Source organism: Escherichia sp. HH091_1A (assembly GCF_030295175.1).
GTDB lineage: Bacteria > Pseudomonadota > Gammaproteobacteria > Enterobacterales > Enterobacteriaceae > Escherichia > Escherichia coli_F.
Genome location: NZ_AP025748.1, coordinates 133,023 through 150,003 on the forward strand (window position 1 = coordinate 133,023; position 16,981 = coordinate 150,003).

The 16,981-nt window shown below is 45.3% G+C and carries 12 protein-coding genes and 5 pseudogenes; 6 read left to right on the forward strand and 11 right to left on the reverse strand.

The genetic code is table 11. The features are described 5' to 3' along the window. Positions 1 to 37: 37 nt before the first annotated feature. From QUF14_RS27960 to QUF14_RS27985, 6 genes are read right to left on the reverse strand one after another with little or no spacing between them, the layout of a single operon-like run. Complete coding sequence (locus QUF14_RS27960) at positions 38 to 1,051, reverse strand: phosphotransferase (RefSeq protein WP_024212282.1); 1,014 nt, start codon at positions 1,049 to 1,051, stop codon at positions 38 to 40. Continuing rightward, positions 1,026 to 2,312 (reverse strand): aminoglycoside phosphotransferase family protein, encoded by a 1,287-nt coding sequence (locus tag QUF14_RS27965; protein WP_000930904.1) that lies wholly within the window; start codon positions 2,310 to 2,312, stop codon positions 1,026 to 1,028. The genes QUF14_RS27960 and QUF14_RS27965 overlap by 26 nt, the downstream gene beginning before the upstream one ends. Further along, the gene (locus QUF14_RS27970) at positions 2,302 to 4,116 is read right to left on the reverse strand and encodes an ABC transporter ATP-binding protein (RefSeq protein ID WP_000834219.1); all 1,815 of its coding nucleotides are present in this window, start codon (positions 4,114 to 4,116) and stop codon (positions 2,302 to 2,304) included. Before QUF14_RS27970 ends, QUF14_RS27965 begins: the two co-directional genes overlap by 11 nt. After that, the gene (locus tag QUF14_RS27975; RefSeq protein WP_040091237.1) at positions 4,106 to 5,275 is read right to left on the reverse strand and encodes a glycosyltransferase family 4 protein; all 1,170 of its coding nucleotides are present in this window, start codon (positions 5,273 to 5,275) and stop codon (positions 4,106 to 4,108) included. The genes QUF14_RS27970 and QUF14_RS27975 overlap by 11 nt, the downstream gene beginning before the upstream one ends. Further along, positions 5,272 to 6,507 carry a glycosyltransferase family 4 protein gene (locus QUF14_RS27980; protein WP_000368917.1) on the reverse strand — a complete coding sequence of 412 codons (1,236 nt, stop codon included), beginning with the start codon at positions 6,505 to 6,507 and terminating at the stop codon, positions 5,272 to 5,274. The genes QUF14_RS27975 and QUF14_RS27980 overlap by 4 nt, the downstream gene beginning before the upstream one ends. A 22-nt stretch (positions 6,508 to 6,529) precedes the next feature. After that, positions 6,530 to 7,690, reverse strand: a complete 1,161-nt coding sequence (locus QUF14_RS27985) for a glycosyltransferase family protein (protein ID WP_050545202.1) — start codon at positions 7,688 to 7,690, stop codon at positions 6,530 to 6,532. 407 nt (positions 7,691 to 8,097) lie between these two features. On the opposite strand from QUF14_RS27985, the gene QUF14_RS27990 reads away from it, so the two are divergent. After that, entirely contained in the window at positions 8,098 to 9,129 is a 1,032-nt protein-coding gene (locus QUF14_RS27990) for an IS630 family transposase (protein ID WP_286333546.1), read from the forward strand. Between the two features lie 11 nt (positions 9,130 to 9,140). On the opposite strand, the gene QUF14_RS27995 is transcribed toward QUF14_RS27990, so the two are convergent. Further along, a complete protein-coding gene (locus tag QUF14_RS27995) occupies positions 9,141 to 9,392 on the reverse strand; it encodes a helix-turn-helix domain-containing protein (protein ID WP_502877382.1) in 252 nt (83 codons plus the stop codon). Between QUF14_RS27995 and QUF14_RS28000 the strand changes: the two genes are divergently transcribed. Next, on the forward strand, positions 9,370 to 9,891 hold the full coding sequence (locus tag QUF14_RS28000) for an IS3 family transposase (RefSeq protein WP_502877383.1): 522 nt from the start codon (positions 9,370 to 9,372) through the stop codon (positions 9,889 to 9,891). The two genes, QUF14_RS27995 and QUF14_RS28000, sit on opposite strands and share 23 nt — an antisense overlap. A gap of 69 nt (positions 9,892 to 9,960) precedes the next feature. Next, a pseudogene (locus QUF14_RS29160) lies at positions 9,961 to 10,082 on the forward strand (replication-associated protein RepA4); the annotation flags it as partial. A gap of 695 nt (positions 10,083 to 10,777) precedes the next feature. On the opposite strand, the pseudogene QUF14_RS28005 reads toward QUF14_RS29160, so the two are convergent. The 3 genes and pseudogenes from QUF14_RS28005 to QUF14_RS28015 all read right to left on the reverse strand — a co-directional run bounded on the left by QUF14_RS28005 (position 10,778) and on the right by QUF14_RS28015 (position 12,168). Then, a pseudogene (locus QUF14_RS28005) lies at positions 10,778 to 10,998 on the reverse strand (ST-I family heat-stable enterotoxin). A gap of 432 nt (positions 10,999 to 11,430) precedes the next feature. Then, a pseudogene (locus QUF14_RS28010) lies at positions 11,431 to 11,781 on the reverse strand (IS91 family transposase); the annotation flags it as partial. 21 nt (positions 11,782 to 11,802) lie between these two features. Continuing rightward, entirely contained in the window at positions 11,803 to 12,168 is a 366-nt protein-coding gene (locus QUF14_RS28015; RefSeq protein WP_040091292.1) for a hypothetical protein, read from the reverse strand. Positions 12,169 to 12,186: 18 nt separating this feature from the next. Between QUF14_RS28015 and QUF14_RS28020 the strand changes: the two genes are divergently transcribed. The 3 genes and pseudogenes from QUF14_RS28020 to QUF14_RS28030 all read left to right on the forward strand — a co-directional run. Then, a complete protein-coding gene (locus tag QUF14_RS28020) occupies positions 12,187 to 12,372 on the forward strand; it encodes a hypothetical protein (protein WP_077782133.1) in 186 nt (61 codons plus the stop codon). 1,647 nt (positions 12,373 to 14,019) lie between these two features. Then, a pseudogene (locus tag QUF14_RS28025) lies at positions 14,020 to 14,718 on the forward strand (IS3 family transposase); the annotation flags it as partial. Between the two features lie 367 nt (positions 14,719 to 15,085). Next, positions 15,086 to 15,302, forward strand: a pseudogene (locus QUF14_RS28030) (IS91 family transposase); the annotation flags it as partial. 685 nt (positions 15,303 to 15,987) lie between these two features. Here QUF14_RS28030 and QUF14_RS28035 read toward each other — a convergent pair. After that, positions 15,988 to 16,914, reverse strand: a complete 927-nt coding sequence (locus QUF14_RS28035) for a LysR substrate-binding domain-containing protein (protein WP_001151754.1) — start codon at positions 16,912 to 16,914, stop codon at positions 15,988 to 15,990. Positions 16,915 to 16,981 lie beyond the last annotated feature (67 nt).

Here is a 16,981-nt window from a genome sequence, read left to right on the forward strand (position 1 = left end):
TAACCACAGAATCGACCGGAACCGTTTCTGAACATAATTAAAAATACTCCATGCACTTTTCACAATAAGCAAGCAAAAGTAGGGTGGTATGCTTCCGCCCCGGAATTCGGGTACTCAAAAAAATATGCCGGGCCAGTGATAACAACCGGAACCCTTCCGTTTCTTTCACTGTTACCCCGGACATGTGGCTGAGCCATGACTCCACAAATGCTGTTTCATGTGCATGGAATATCCGGTAATCCCCCTTATAGCGGATCCCCAGTTCACAGACATGGGCCAGCCAGTTACCAGCATCCAGAGCGGAAGGCCCGGTACAACTCAGGTCAAAATCAAGAAGGGTCAGACAGCGTCTGTCATTTCGGTTACTGATAATCTGATCAGGGTAAAAATCACGATGAAGGCAGCTTTTCCGTGTACCCGAAAGAACAGCAGCCACTTCACGCAGCCCTTTCATCAACGCATCGATACGTTTATAAAGGGCAACGTTTTCCTCTCCTGCTATTGTCAGTCCCTGCTCAAGTACAGACAGTTCATCTGTCAGAGTCCACTGCCGTCCATTCACGACCCGGGCCAGTTCACCATGCTGCTGAAGGGCAGAAAGTGCGTATCCGACAGCTGTGCCAATACTTATCTGCTCGTGCCTAGAAAACACATTTGAAATCAGTACGTCTGTCAGCAAAAGACCATCAACATGACGCTGCAGCCACATTCTCTTTTCCGGCAAAATCATCAACGGTTCCGGCACACTGATCCGGTTCTGCCGATGAAAACCATCAGACCACAATGCCTGCTGACAGCAGTATGAAAATTTATCAACCCCCTTTTCACGATACTTCCCAACAATCAGCAGAGGAGAAGAACTCCCTCGTCTCCCAAAATGGTATTCAATCAGAGCCCTACGCCCAGGCTTCTGCCGTAATAACCGGGTACTAATAAGTTGACTATCTGCTGTCACACAAGGGAGTTTGAGGAGAAAAGATTGCATTTCATGGACAGAACAAAGCTCCTGCAACGTTGCCTGCCACTCAGGAGATAGGTGTAGCTGACGCACAGATATCCTCCACTCTGTTCAGTAACAGTTCTGCTTTTTTCGGCCAGTAGGCATCCCGTTTACGAAAAGGCTCCACAACCAGACACATCAGCGCTTTTGCGGTATACCATTCGATATCAAAAGCATTGATCTTTCGTTCCATTTTGTATCCGGCAAGCAGTGCGTCATGAATTCCTCTTGCCTGAGCAGCGGTGAGCTCTCCGTTAATGACATCCATTTCAGTCCGGGCAATAAAGCTGCCGGGATCGCCAGCAGGATGACCATATACACAACGATCCCAGTCGATGATATTCACACTCCGGCCATCCTCTGCAACGATAACCTGATCAGCAGAAAAATCTCCGTGCAAAAGAACCTGCTCATGGCTCAGCCATTCAGATAACGCCTTCAGACGAAGAATACAATGACTAAAACGTTCCGCGAGCTCTGGATAAAGTGCAGTCACCATGCCATGTTCCTGCCAGAGCTGCTGGAGCGCCTCCCGGCAGGTTTGTTTCTCTGGCAGGAAATAAGGCTCATTATGGATCTTGGCCAGTGACTTTCCAGTCAGCGTGACCAAACTGAGATATTCCTGACCATGCAGAAAATAATCCAGACTTTTTCCCGCTATCCATCGGGTAGCGATCAGTCTGTCTGTTTCATTCACCCCCAGAAGTTCAATATGAGCCAGAGAGGATCCGGCCTGGCTTCCCCGTAACTGACGAAAAAACTCTTTTTCTGCCGCACAACGAATGACCGCAAAAGGATGTTCATCTCTATAAACACCAATGACACAACGACGCCCGGGTTTGTAACGCAAAAAATGCCAGCGTTCCCGCCCTTGTCCGGTGACTGAGCCTCGTGCATTCTGCAGCAGTGCTGTATATTTATTATTATACAGTGCGGCCAGGCATAACTTGCGATCCAGTTGTGGTGAAGAAATAAATGCAGCCAGTTCATCAAGTAATACAGGGGTTTCAGGCCAGTCACTGGTGTTTTTCCCGTCAGAAACTAATCGACTGCGATAAGATATAAATCTGGAGCGCGTCAGCGCTCTGACAAAACAAAAATACGGTATCTCATCAGCAATATAGAGCGTCACCCCCACTACACAACTGGTTTTAGGTTTGTAACGGATGTAGGTAACGCTTACACGCTTCAGGGATAAAAAAGGCTTTTGCTGTCGCAGAACGCCAGTCAGCACCGTTTCGTCAAGTAGTGCAGCAAGCCCGGGCAGCATGGAATCCCGGCTAACAAGAGCGCGCTCAACATCATTCAGCATTCCCTTTTCCCTCCTTCTGCAGTAACCACAGTTCTGCATAGCGTCCCTGTCGTGCCATCAGAGAATGGTGATTGCCTCGCTCCGTTATTTTTCCCTGCTCCATGAAAATAACTTCATCAGCCTGAGCGGCCAGAGATAAATCATGTGTGATAATCAGTGCTGTTTTATTCTTGAGGAGTCTTTTCAGCTCTGTAAAGACCGCCAGTTCATTTATACTATCCAGCCCTACACCTGGTTCATCAAGCAGAATAAAAGGCGTATTCAGGAGAATCACCCGGGCAATTGCTATGCGCTGTCGCTGCCCTCCGGAAAGCGTATTTCCACGTTCTCCTACTATAGTATTATATCCCTGTGGTAGCCCGCTGATGAACTCATGTGCATTGGCCTGTCTGGCCGCTGCAATTATTTCATCATCACTGAAGGTCTTTCCTGCTCCCAGCGTAATATTATCCCGAATACTGTATCCGAATAACAGGGGCTCCTGAGGTAGATATCCAATCCTCTGACGCAGAGATGTCACACAAAACTCGTGCAACTCATTCTTTCCCAAAAGGATACGACCAGAATCCGGCTCATATAACCGTAACAATAAACGGCTGAGCGTGGATTTTCCAGCCCCCGAGGGTCCGGTCACTGCCAGAGTATGACCCGACGGGAGATGGAAACTGACATTATGAAGAGTTCTACCGCACTCTCCATTCTTTCCCTCTCGGTAAGTGAAACTAACATTTTCAAAGCGAATATCCGGCATCTCTGATAACGGCAGTTTTTTTCCCTCAACAGAGTATTCTACTGGCAGATAATGCAGTAACCCTGCAACCCTTTCTCCAGCTGTAAATGCCCTGATCAGACGCGTACTGTATCTTGCAAACTCACGTACAGGACGGAACATATTTTTCAGGTAGGATAAAAAAACCAGTAATTCTCCGGCTGACATTTTTCCGCTCAGAACACTTCTGGCTCCCAGCAGTAATACCATAGCTGTGATCCCCGCAATCAACAGTTCAATCAGACACTCTAGCCCAACAGCCTGTTTTCTGGCTTTCACATTCTGTTGTAGACTCTGTCGTTCCGGTCCCTCAAATGCCCTTATGGCATCTTTCTCCAGTGCCATGGCCTGAACTGTTGCTATCGCAGTCATGAACTCTGCTGAACGGGCAGCAAGTTCCCCTTCATGCTGTCTCTGAACCCGGTTGACATCTCTGATCCGTCTTCCTCTCCAGACTGTCACCAGCACAAGAAGTGGAACCGGAAGCAATGCCACCACTGTCAGTTGCCAGTTCAGCCAGAGCATGATGCCGGCCATACCAGTGAACACAGTAAGGCTAGATAACAGAGGCATTACAGCTGTCACCATCGCATCACGCATCATTCCGATATCATTTATCAGTCTCATAGTCAGATCACCGGCTCTCAACTCCTGATGAGCTGAAAGGGGTAATCTTAGCAGATGTGTAAACAGTGACTTCCGGATAATGCTCAGGATCCTGCTTCCGGCCAAGGCCATTCTGGTTGCGGTGAAATAGCCACATAATCCCTTTAGCACAGCTATAGCAATAACACCCAGAGCACATCCCGGTAACAGATAGTCTTGGATAGTGTCATTCCCGACCGAAAACCAAGAAAAGTCATCATATCTGGCTTTTCCCAGAACAAAATCCACAGCAAGTGCTAATGGCCAGGGTTCCAGTAACCGGATAATACTGGTCAGAAGTAATGTCAGAAATACACTTGACAACAGCATTTTCTGTGTCCGAATGGCCGGCCAGAACGTTCGTAATACCTGCTGATGTTCAGACTTCATCCAATCCTCCAGTCAGCAGCGTAATATCGGCATATAACCAGATTTTCCTCAGCACATTCTCCCAGCTATTCTGTTTCACATATAGACCTCCGGCTTCCCCCATTTTCCGGCACAACGAAGGGGAGTCAGCCAAAGTGATAATTGCATCAGATAGTGCTGACGGTGATTCTGGTGGGATCAGAAGTCCGGTTTTTTCATGCTTTACAATGCTATCAAGATCCCCGGTTCGAGATGTGATTACTGGCAATTCTGCCGCCATATATTCATAAATTTTAAGAGGCGAAAAATAAAAATCATCGAAATGCGGATAGGGAGCAACCCCCGCATCAGCATAAGCAAGCAATGCAGGAACATCACAATGAGCAACACCACCATGAAATACCACTGCGTTATCTACACCAGCACTCCGGAAAGCATTCTCCAGTGCTGGACGCTCCGGTCCATCCCCGATGATAGAAAGACTAATATCTGTTCTCTGACGACGCAGTAAAATAAACGCTTCTGCCAAGGTATCCATCCCGTGCCAGGGCTTCAGGGTTCCGGAAAATACCACAGTAAAAACGCTACCCCGCGCCATGTTTTTTTTATAAAAAGAAGCCGGATTCACGCCGTTTCGGACAACATGGACTTTTCCTTCTGTTGCAGGTAATGTCTCCAACCAACGACGGATACCGGGCGAAACTGCTATCACCGTACTGGCATGCTCCAGTACAAGCTCCAGTACTTGATAAGCTTCATGCTCCATCACCATCTTGCGCCAGCGTTTCTGCTCCAGTGGAAGGGGAGCATTAACCTCCAGTATGCCCGGGATCCCTTCATTCCGGGCATATTCCATCCCGGCAAAACTCCAGAGAGAATAGCGCTCATAAACAACATCAAAAGGACCGGCAGACACCAACCTACTCTTCAGTTCTTGATTTCCCCTGAGTGCTTGACTGGCTTTTTCCTCATCTGAATCTGTTTCGGATAAATCAAAAAGAGGGACAACCCTGACAGCACGAAATTCTTCCGGTACTGGCGAAAATCCCCGGCAGGTAAACAATGTCACATCCATACCGGCGTTCAGCATTTCCCTGAGCATTCCCTGGATATGAATGGAAGCACCTTTATATCCAAAAACAGGAATACCAGGATCTGCACAAACATAGGCCACTCTCACTGAACTCTCTCCTGTATTCCTGCCTGAATTGCATCCTCAAATATTTCACGCAGTCGCCGGGTGTTACGATCAATATCAAATGCATCTTCAATTCGTTTTCTCGCATTCAGCGCCAGATACTTCCTCAGCACAGCATCACCAGCCATTCTTTCAATGGCATCAGCCATTACACCCGGTTTTTCAGGATCAATACAGAATCCAGTGTGGCCGTCAGTCACCAGTTCAGGGATCCCGGCAACCCGGGTAGAAATAACAGGCAATCCCTGCGCCATGGCCTCCAGTAATACTGTCGGCAACCCATCCCGGTCCCCATCACTACTGATAATGCAGGGAGCAACCAGCATCGTGGCCCGGTGCATAGCCATTTTCACATATCCCTGAGGTTGGGCTCCGGTCAGTGTGATGACAGACGACAGACCACTCTCTTCAACCTGTCGCCTCAGCGTCTCTTTTAGAGGACCATCTCCCACTAAAGTGCAGTGAAAATTCATTCCCCGACAATACAACAAACGCAGCGCTTCAATCAGCGTACTGAAGCCCTTTTTAACGACCAAACGTCCCACCGCTAATATTTCAGTGTTTTCCGGCCCTATGAGATTGTCGCGACACAGGTATTGTTGTAAATCAATACCGTTATAAAGCCTCTCCAGTGAAGCCAGATTTCCACCATACTTTTTCTGTAACCAGGCACAATTATAATCTGATACAGTAATCACCCGGCTCGCATCCCGGAGCTTCAGGGAAATTGCAGAGTCTTCAGGATAATCAAAATAAATATCTTTCGCATGTGCGGTAAAGCTGTACGTGATCCCTGCGAGTTTTGCTGCCAAGCGAGCGACTGTGGTCGCTTTTGTAGCAAAATGTGCATGAAGATGCCTGATCCCTCTTTCCTGTACAGTTACTGCCAACATCACTGCCTGAGCAAATTCGTGTACATGATTATATCCGGGATCGGAAAAACATCCGGAAAGTTCCGGTAGTAACGGAAAAGAACGGCGCAGTAAATCATGATAATATTCAGCATTATATTGCCTAGAATTAAAACGAGTTACCGGTGCTTTTACCCGGGAAATAGATTCCTGAAAAAAAGCCTCCTGAACATCTCCAAGGGCGAAAATATCCAGCTTCATTCCGGCTCGTTCATGAGCGAGAATTTCATTGACAATAAATGTTTCTGAAAAGCGGGGATAGCGTTTAACCACATATCCGACATAAGGGTGTTTATTATCCATTACACTCTCCATGCCATTGATTTTAATTATTTTCTCTCCGCGCTGTAAATATCGCGTTCATTTTTTCTGTAAAGGAATGCAGCCCATTCAGACTGAGATAAAGTCGTGGATCTGAAGGACACCAGTCGGAAATCAGCCAATCAGTTATTGACTGTGGCGTCAGACTGTCCGGATGCAAACATGTAACCAGATTCTTTTCTGCCATCCGTGAAGCACGTATCCATTGCTCAAGACGAGGAACAATACGGGGAATAATCAATGCCCGTTTCCGTAATGAAAGAATTTCCCGTAAGGTGTTATATCCCCCCATTGCCACCACGCTGTGCGTATGCTGTAGAAGAAAAAGAGGATCAGATACAAAACGAATAATATGTAAATCATTACGCATGGACGCAATACGCTGTAATGATGTCACTTCCTCCCGAGCCATCTGGCTACCGGTAAGAATAACACCGTCCATCCCTGGCGGTAACAATGTCTCTGCAAATACAGATGCAAGGTGGTAGCCATCCTGCCCTCCCCCTGTAAGACATAATACGAATGGACGAGAAATCAGAGACTGAAATTGCTCATCCTGTAACACCGATGGAGATAATGGAACATCCGGATATCCAAGAAAACTGATTTTTCGGTATACTGATGGTTCCGGAGCAAGATCAAGCGACAAATCATAGAATGAACGATCGCCATAAATCCATATATCAGAATAATACTGACGGACAATCGTATAATTATCTGCAGCATGCCATTGATGACGAACAACTGATGGTTCATCAATAATATCCCTGAGTCCAAGAATCAGATGCACATTATCATCAACCAATTCCGGAAGCACCGGCAGCAGTTCTGATAACGCCCCAGCAGGTACATTATCCACAACCATTACATCCGGACAATATTCACTCAATGCAGCTCGAATTATCTGTCTCCGAAGGCTAACCAATTTCCGGGTATTATTGCCCAGTGACCGGGGGTGATATTTGCCGCACAACGTTTTGGCATAGGCTGGTAACGTAAGAATATCTGAGCGTTCAGGTAGTGTAAATAATCCGGATTCACGGGCACTGTTAATAATCAAAATTTCAGTATCAGAAAACCTTTTCTGAACTGCTCCTGCAAGCAAAAGATTTCGCCGTAAATGCCCAAGCCCCATCGTATCATGAGAATAAAACACCAGTTTCATATCATCAATAAATTTAAAAGGTCAATATTTCTATCATTTTTAAATAGCTACCGCACTAATTATAACAATTAGCATTAAACTTTTTAACCCATTTTGTTTTTAGATTTAATGTTTTAAATACTGGCAGATACTCAGCAATTTTCCCAACGAAATAAAATGATATTATTTTTTTAACATCCTTTTACACCCCTCAGTACCCAAGGATATAAAATTAATAATAAGTCATCTTTCTAAATAATTTTAACTAATTGTGTACTCCTCTTTAAAATGTGCACAATTAGTTAAAATTTGGCTTCTACATTCTCTAAATAGCTGCGCGGAATAGTAGATCACTTTGAGGGAACTCAGCCCGGATTGTGCGATCTGATCAATCGCCAAAAAGAAAAAATCACCAACCGGACTGAGCGATGCCGATCATAGCACCAATCCCCAGAACCGAACGACGCCTGATGCAGAAAACTATCCATAAAACAAAGGACAAAAACCACGCCCGGCGGCTCACCGCCATGCTGATGCTGCATCGTGGTGACACCGTCAGTTATGTTGCCAGAACGCTCTGCTGTGCCCGTTCATCGATTGGTCGCTGGATTAACTGGTTCACGCTGTCGGGTGTTGAAGGCCTGAAGTCATTGCCGTCAGGACGTAGGAGGCGCTGGCCGTTCGAACATATTTGCGCATTGCTGCGTGAGCTTGTTAAGCATTCTCACGGCGATTTCGGTTATCAGCGTTCCCGCTGGAGTACCGAACTTCTGGCGATAAAAATCCGTGATGTCACCGGTTGCCCGCTACATGCTTCAACCATCCGGCGATGGTTACCTGCTGCCGGACTGGTATGGCGCAGAGCCGCGCCGACACTGCGTATCCGTGACCCACACAAAGAAGAAAAAATGGCCGCTATTCATGAAGCGCTGGCGAAATGCAGTGCGGAAAACCCCGTGTTTTACGAAGATGAAGTGGATATTCATCTCAACCCGAAAATCGGTGCTGACTGGCAGTTACGCGGGCAGAAAAAGCGCGTTGTCACACCGGGCCAGAATGAAAAGTATTATCTTGCCGGTGCACTGCACAGCGGTACGGGTAAAGTCAGCTACATTGGTGGAAACAGTAAAGGTTCATCCTTATTTATCAGACTGTTAAAACATCTGAAGGCGACATACCGGCGGGCAAAGACGATTACGCTCATTGTCGATAACTACATCATCCACAAAAGCCGTGAAACGTTGCGCTGGCTGAAAGCAAACCCGAAGTTCAGGGTGATTTATCAGCCAGTTTACTCGCCGTGGGTGAATCATGTCGAACGGTTGTGGCAGGCGCTTCATGAGACAATAACCCGAAATCACCAGTGCCGTTCAATGTGGCAGTTGTTGAAAAAGGTTCGTCACTTTATGGATACCGTCAGCCCATTCCCCGGTGGAAAACATGGGCTGGCTAAAGTGTAGCGGCATTAGGATCAGTTATTTAGGTATCTGATCTCGCGAGTGATTACCGTTGCCGGGATTTTGTAAGGATGAGCATCGGCGATGCGTTGACGAATATAATCCCAGTATTCATCCAGGAGTGAAGCAACTGCAGGTCGCGGCGTATATTTTGGCGGCTCAGATTTTGCCTGCAAATAACGTTTAACGGTATTGCGGGAGATCCCCAGTTCTCTGACAATCGCCCGGCTACTCATTCCCTGCTTGTGCAGGATTTTAATTTCCATAACTGTCTCAAAACAGAAATGGCTGACAGATATCACGGAGTTCCAGCTCCCTGCAGGTAAAGTCTGGCTGTCACCGGTGGTGGACTGCTTCGATGGAAAAGTTGTGAGCTGGTCTCTCAGTACACGCCCCGATGCTGAACTGGTCAACACTATGCTGGATAGCGCTGTCGAAACGTTAAATGCTGGCGAACGACCGGTGATACACAGTGACAGAGGTGGGCATTATCGCTGGCCAGGCTGGCTGGAAAGAGTGAATGCAGCAGGTCTTATTCGCTCAATGTCCCGTAAAGGATGTTCACCTGATAATGCCGCATGCGAAGGCTTTTTCGGCAGACTGAAAACGGAAATGTATTATGGGCGTAAATGGTCGGGCATCACGCCAGAAAAGTTCATGCAGCAAGTGGATGCTTACATCAGATGGTATAACGAGCGGCGTATAAAATTATCGCTGGGTGCCGTCAGCCCCAAAATGTACCGCCAACAATGCGGGCTGGAATGATAAAGCAGTCTAGGAAATCGTCTGCATCCCCATAACGGTCAAACATCGTGGCGTTGACAACGTCTCTCATACACGCTCGTAAGCGGCCCTCACGGTCCGCTAACGCGGAGATACGCCCCGACTGCGGGAAACCCTTGTCGGGACCACTCCGACCGCGTACAGAGGCTCTGTCATGGCTGAAAGTGGGTATGGCTTAACAGGATGGGGTGGGTAAGGTTAAATCTGTCAATCAGTACCGGCTTACGCCGGGCTTCGGCGGTTTTATTTCTGTGCCATATGAAACAACAGTATGCCGCCTTACATGCCGCTGACGCGGCATCTGTTACTCGTCAATACGTTTGTCATTACATCTGTTCGCATTGATGAAGAAATGTTATATAAGTGATTACTGCAGGGAAACAAGAGCGACATAACGTTTATAATATCGCCAGTAACGAATGAAATAATAGGGGCAGCTTGACGTATAGTAAATTAAAAAAACAAGCGATACCGCTGTCCGCGACTTACATGACTCTGTTTTATCTGTCACAAACTGGCTTTTATTAGCATTAATAATTATAACTCTTTAACAGCGAATCAATATCTTCTCGCACTTTTAGGTTATTAATTCGAAGCACTGCGACTTCTAACTGAGATATATGGCTTTTGATCTGTTCCAGCTCTTTTATCTTTCTGTCATTTTCTGTATAAATTTCAAGTAAATACTTTAGTTTATCTTCTAGCATTACTTTCTTGCTCTGTCACTAGAGTTTTAATCGTCATGAAATATAAGGTCATTATTAAAATATTCTGACCATATAATATAAAGCGTTGTTTTTAGTATGATTTTCTTAGCGCCAGCACATATAATATAGAGGGAATCAGAATAAAGATTCCCTCTATGATTTTAATAACATCCAGCACAGGCAGGATTACAACAAAGTTCACAGCAGTAAAATGTGTTATTCATATTTTCTGATTTTTTTTTTTTCACTGTTGTTTTTACAACATTACACTTTTAGTGTCTAATGTAATTTTCTCTTTTGAAGAGTCAACTGATTCAGCTTTCTGGCTAAAAGAGGGAAAAGATAATACAGAGATAAAAATTGCCAACATTAGCTTTTTCATGTTACCTCCCGTCATGTTGTTTCACGGATATTTGAGATTAGTTAAACGGGCTTTGCAAATTTTTTATTTTTTTTTTTTGTGAGTTGCATCATGTTATATGTCGAGGTGCACTCGCTTTTTATATTATTTTTATAGTGTTATATATGTTAATTGACTGGCCGTCTGGATTTTTTTACTATTAATACCATGTTAAGTAATGGTTTTATACTTTTCTTGTTCATCGACAGGAATTTAAAACCCCAAAAGATTAAAAAACACCAGAAAGCGAATTCCCGGGCGACATGTCTCGCGCCTTATCTTATTTATATTGTCGATTAAACAGGATGGATTGATTTCTTCAGAGTATCTCTGATGTTTTTTTGCTCCATTTCCCTGAAAATGGACGCAACTTCCCCTCTGCCGCCTCTCAGCCGCACCACTTCATACGGGCCAGCGGCTCATCTCTGCCAGTAACCAGCGGTTGTGGAACACCAGAGACCAGTACTGGCAGGGAAGCGTGAACACTATATGCTGCCATGGGCAGTCGGGGACCAGACTCAGCAGATACTGTATCCGCTGTGCACCCGCTTTCACCCCGCAGTGTGGGCAGGAGCGGCTTTTACACCGGAAACAGACCTTCTTTGTATGGCAACAGTCCGGTGATGAACAACACCACTGCGTGTAGCCCATCAGGGTAGTCCCGCACGCCATGATTTTTGTCACCGACTCAATCACCACCGGACGCACTGAACCTTCCAGTTGTTTCTCCAGCCAGTTAAACCAGCGGTTTCCCTGCTGAAAAATGTCGGCAAAACGGGGAAAGCATCAGAAGGGCGGGGTGACTCCGTCTGACCAGTGAACCATGCCACACTCCGGGCAGTACATGCCGCCGGCGCTGATACCGGCAAAAATGGTTGCAAATTCCCGCTCCGTGCAGCGGGCTATTTCCGGATACCCTTCGTCATCAACACGTACAAACCAGAAGATCAGCTTTTTGTTTCCCGCATCCACAAAGAACGGAATACCCAGGTCAGCGCAGCACTCAACGGCATCGTCAAAATTATCAAAGCGCAGAACTTCTGTGTCTTCTTCGTCAAAGAAGTCATCGTCGTGAAGCTTCACGACATAGCGGGGAAGTTTGCTTCTTTGAAGAGCGGGTTTTCGTTTACGAGGTTTAGCTGAACGGGACATATAACTACCTGAAAGAAAATGACATTATCTGTTTTTATAACGGTAATTTCAGGCCATGACAAGCCGCAGCCGCCAGGCGGCCTACTCGATGGGGTTCACGGGGTTCCGACAGTGGAGCAGGGAAAATGGCTGCGTTACGTCATTGAGCATATTCAGGACTGGCCGACAAACTGGGTACGTGATCTGTTACCCTGGAAAGTTTAGCTGACCACTCAGTAAATATAATTCGGTTCTGGTGCTGGTGAGCTGCTTACGAATGGAAAACAAATTTATCTACCTATTAAGAATGCAGGTTCTTATTTAAATGTGATGGAGGTTGTCAGCTTATCTTCAAAATCGGTGTTACTAAAACGGGAGTGGCCATAGATTATGTTTTTCGGGTAAACTCCGGTTACCGTCCTGAATCACCAGCACTGACAATGGTGTGAGAGCGGGTGTTTGTCACTATTATTTATGAGTCAGTAAGTCAGAAAAAACATTGGCAAGTGGGGACGTTAAGAAGAAATAACTTCGCAGATGTTTGTATAACGTGAAAATGTTGCACGCAACGTATTAAATCTGCCGTACTTCGCCTCAATGTTCAGGGTAAGATTTATGCTCAGTGCGGCAGATATACAAATGAACTCAGCTTTAAGGTTTCAGCTCACAAATCTTAGCATTTGATATTGTATCTTGTTGAAAATGTTGTACTGAATGTATATAAAAACTAAGGACACATTATTCTGACTGAATCATTCCTTACCCCTCTGCATGCTCTCAGAGGGATTTTTTTATTTCCTGAATGAATAATAAAATGAAGGTGCGACTCCGGTACCACCATTTACATCATTACCCCTGATATACAGTACCGGAATCGCATTAATATCATGTTACATGTTTTTATGCCCAGAATAATGGGGAAGCTTCTGTTGCGAAATAATATGCAAATCATGTCTTCTGGTGTTTGTTTTTAACTTATTGTCTTACTTGTGCTTTGCTTATAGTGCCTGATAACTCTTCGGTTTGTTGTGAGTATAAAAACCCCGGTAACACAGGGGTAAGAGAACAAATGGATGCTCAGTTTGTGTGACACTTTAAACTAATGGAACTATAGAGTGGAGGTTGTTACATTTCCACTTATAAATCACCCACTCCTTTTTTGCAATAGATTAATATTAATTGTAAAAAATTTTGCGATGTTGATTAGGGTATTTTTAGTTATTTATTGACCATGGACTCTGCCATGGTTTCTGCGTATCAACTGATAAGAGATAAGCTTTTGTTTTGAGTTTTTATTAAAAATGCGATTTATCTCACAAAAAAAATCATCATAAAACATGAAGGAGTTAATGGATAAATGCATATATCTTTAAAGTATTGTGCAGATGGTTATTCTTGTTTTTGTTTACTCGAATAGTTGTTTTGTCTGATGTGAGTTTATTGATGCGTATTAATTATACGCCAGAAGCTTAAGTTAAGTATTGAAATCAGTGGGCTGTACGGTTAAATTTTTGTTTCAGCATAGCTGATTCATCGTTATTCGAATATGACCAACGCACCTGTAATTGTTGTTTCTCTTGGAGCCCCCACTTTTTTGTGGGGATTTTTTTATTCCGTGTGTCGTTAAAGGGATACGCCCGGAAAACGTAATTGTTCCACACTAAGAAGAATTAAGCTGAGCAAGTTATTGCATCCTGTCTTGTACAGAACTGTTCGATTTCAGACACAAAAACAGAACAGTTCTGGTGAAGTCTCATCAGCGAACTGGATAAAAAGCATCCTCAGTGTGGTTTGTTTTCCAGACACCTGATCTTACCCAGCAATAGTGGACACGCAGCTAAGTGAGTAAACTTTCAGTCAGAGGTGACTCACATGACAAAAACAGTATCAACCAGAAAAAACACGTAAACAGCATTCGCCTGAATTTCGCAGTGAAGCCCTGAAACTTGCTGAACGCATCGGTGTTGCTGCCGCAGCCCGTGAACTCAGCCTGTATGAATCTCAGCTCTATGCGTGGCGCAGAAAACTGCAGCAACAGATGACCTCGTCTGAACGTGAAAGTGAACTGGCCGCTGAAAATGCCCGCCTGAAGCGGCAACTGGCGGAGCAGGCAGAGGAACTGGCTATCCTCCAAAAGGCCGCGGCATGCTTCGCGAAGCGCCTGAAATGAAGTATGTCTTTATTGAAAAACATCAGGCTGAGTTCAGCATCAAGGCTATGTGCCGCGTGCTCCGTGTGGCCCGCAGCGGCTGGTATACATGGTGTCAGTGGCGTACAAGGATAAGCAAGCGTCAGCACTGCGACAGCGTTGTCCGTGAGGCTTTTACCCGATAAAAACAGCGTTACGGTGCACCACGCCTGACGGATGAACTGCCTGCTCAGGGTTACCACTTTAACGTAAAAACCGTGGCGGAAAGCCTGCGCCGTCAGGGGCTGAGGGCAAAGGCCTCCCGGAAGTTCAGCCCGATCAGTTACCGCGCACATGGCCTGCCTGTGTCAGAAAATCTGCTGGAGCAGGATTTTTACGCCAGTGGTCCGAACCAGAAGTGGGCGGGAGACATCACTTACTTAGGGGTTCCGCGCCCATTTCCTCCAAAAGTTCCACCATTTGAATTAAACTGTATATTAATCATTGTGTTAGTGTAATTTTTTGATGATGAGGTTTAAGACCGTTGTTTTTCACCATCTCATATGTTGTGAAATCTGAGACTGCATTTATTGGTCTGAAATGAGGTATCTAATATCGTTTTGGTGTTATTTTGATAGCACTTATCCTCAAAAACGACTTTTGATACCAGTCAGGACGCATTTTTCTAAAATGCCAACCGTAGAAGTTCGCAACAGATATCCGGTTTGACGGTAAAAAACAAAAGCTGGCAGGAAATTATATTTAATTCATATAGATAATCAACATTCCTGGAACTTTTGGATGAAATGGGCGCGGAATCCCTTACTGGAAGAAGTGGTGTACATCATAACGGAGACAGTGAAAAAACGGCGATGCAAATCAGGTGGAGAGGGAAGTATCAGCAGTTACTGAAGGTTGACCCGCTGAAGTGCATCCTGTGCGGGAGTCAGATGCATTTTACGGGGCTGAAGCGGGGCTATCGTTACAGATGCATGAGCCGCTGGCGCGAATGTGGGTGTGCGGCTGAGGGGCGCAGAGGGGAAGTTGCGTCCATTTTGAGGGAAATGGAGCGAAAAATCGCCACCGATACCCTGAATCAATCAATGCCAGCAATTAAATTGGTGATACTTATTACGTGACGTTCTGGCGGTGTTGAATAACCATCCATTTTTGGGTGTTTTTTTAATCTTTTTGGGGTTTGAATTCCTATCGTTCGAGTTAGGTGACCGCTTGGACGGTCACTTCTGAGAAAAGGCATTTACACAGAATCCTAAACAGGCTCTTTCAAGGGGCCGGTTCATAAGCACTTTGCTTCAATATTCAAGATAAGATTTATGTTCAGTACGGCAGATATATAAAATGAAACTCAGCTTTAAGGTTTCAGTTCACAAACTTTATGATGTGATATGGTATCTTATTGAAAAATATTGTGTTAAATAAGAATAATGTTATTCTGACCTAATCATTCCTTACCCCCTCTGTACTCTCAGAGATTTTTTATTTCCACAAGAAATAATAAAATAAAAATGCGATTCCGGCACCACTATTGACATCATTATCCCTGCCATACAGTACCGGAATCGCATTAATATCATATTACATTTTTTATATCTGGAATAATGGGGAAAAATTCTGTTGCGAAATAATATGTAAATCGTGTCTTCTGATGTTTTTTGTTATGAGTATAAAAATGGTAACACAGGGGATATAAATTACCGACTTTCTCCTATTCTATCATGAATTAAAAAATCTATAAATCTACTTAAGGCATACGTGAGTGGAATATTATTTCGCCAGAACACACCGACGCTGCCTTTCTGTTCTATCTTTGGCAGGTTGAGTATCACCAGTTGTCCCTGGCTGGCATAACGTTGCGCCAGGCGTAATGACAAAATAGAGATCATATCGCTGCTTTGTAACAGGTTGGTACTGACGTTCATCGACGCCGACTCAATCGTGTTTTCTGGCAGCATTACGCCGTGGTCTACCAACGCATTATCAATACTGATGCGAATGGGGGTACCCGTCGGCCAGACTATCCAGCGCCAGTTGGCAAGATCATTCCAGCTGAGGGTGGCGTATTTCGCCAGTGGGTGCTCTGGGCGGGCGACAAAGCATACTGGCTCGGTGTACAGCACCTGATAATTCAGTGGCAGCTGCAATGCGCGGCCGCCTATTCGCCCAACGACCACATCGACAGAACCTGCCAACAGATCTTGCAGCAATGGAGTCATCACCTTCTCTTCAATATTCAGGTGTAGAGTTGGCATCTCCGTAAGCAAATGCAAAATCGCCTGGGATACGCAGTCAGTGGCGACAGGAGAACAGCCAATTTTCAGACTGCCGACCAGTCCATCTTGTTTAAAACGGGCCAGTTCATATTGTGATCGCTCCATGTCATTGATTAACCGTTGGGCATGTTGCAATAACAATTTGCCGCCTTCAGTCGGACGTAAGCCTTTGCTGTGCCGCTCAAAAAGTGTGATTCCAATATCATCTTCGAGTTGTGACAACCATTTCGAAAGCGCGGGTTGGGTGATATTCATCATCCGTGCGACGTGGGTCAGATTACCCTGTTCACCCAGCGCAACCAGCATTTGCAGGTGATGTAGTTTTATTTTTTGCGCCCATTTTGCCATTTTACCATAACCTCCAGGTTATCTTTCTGCCCAAAATGCCATTGTACATCCCATCTCTTTAATCACA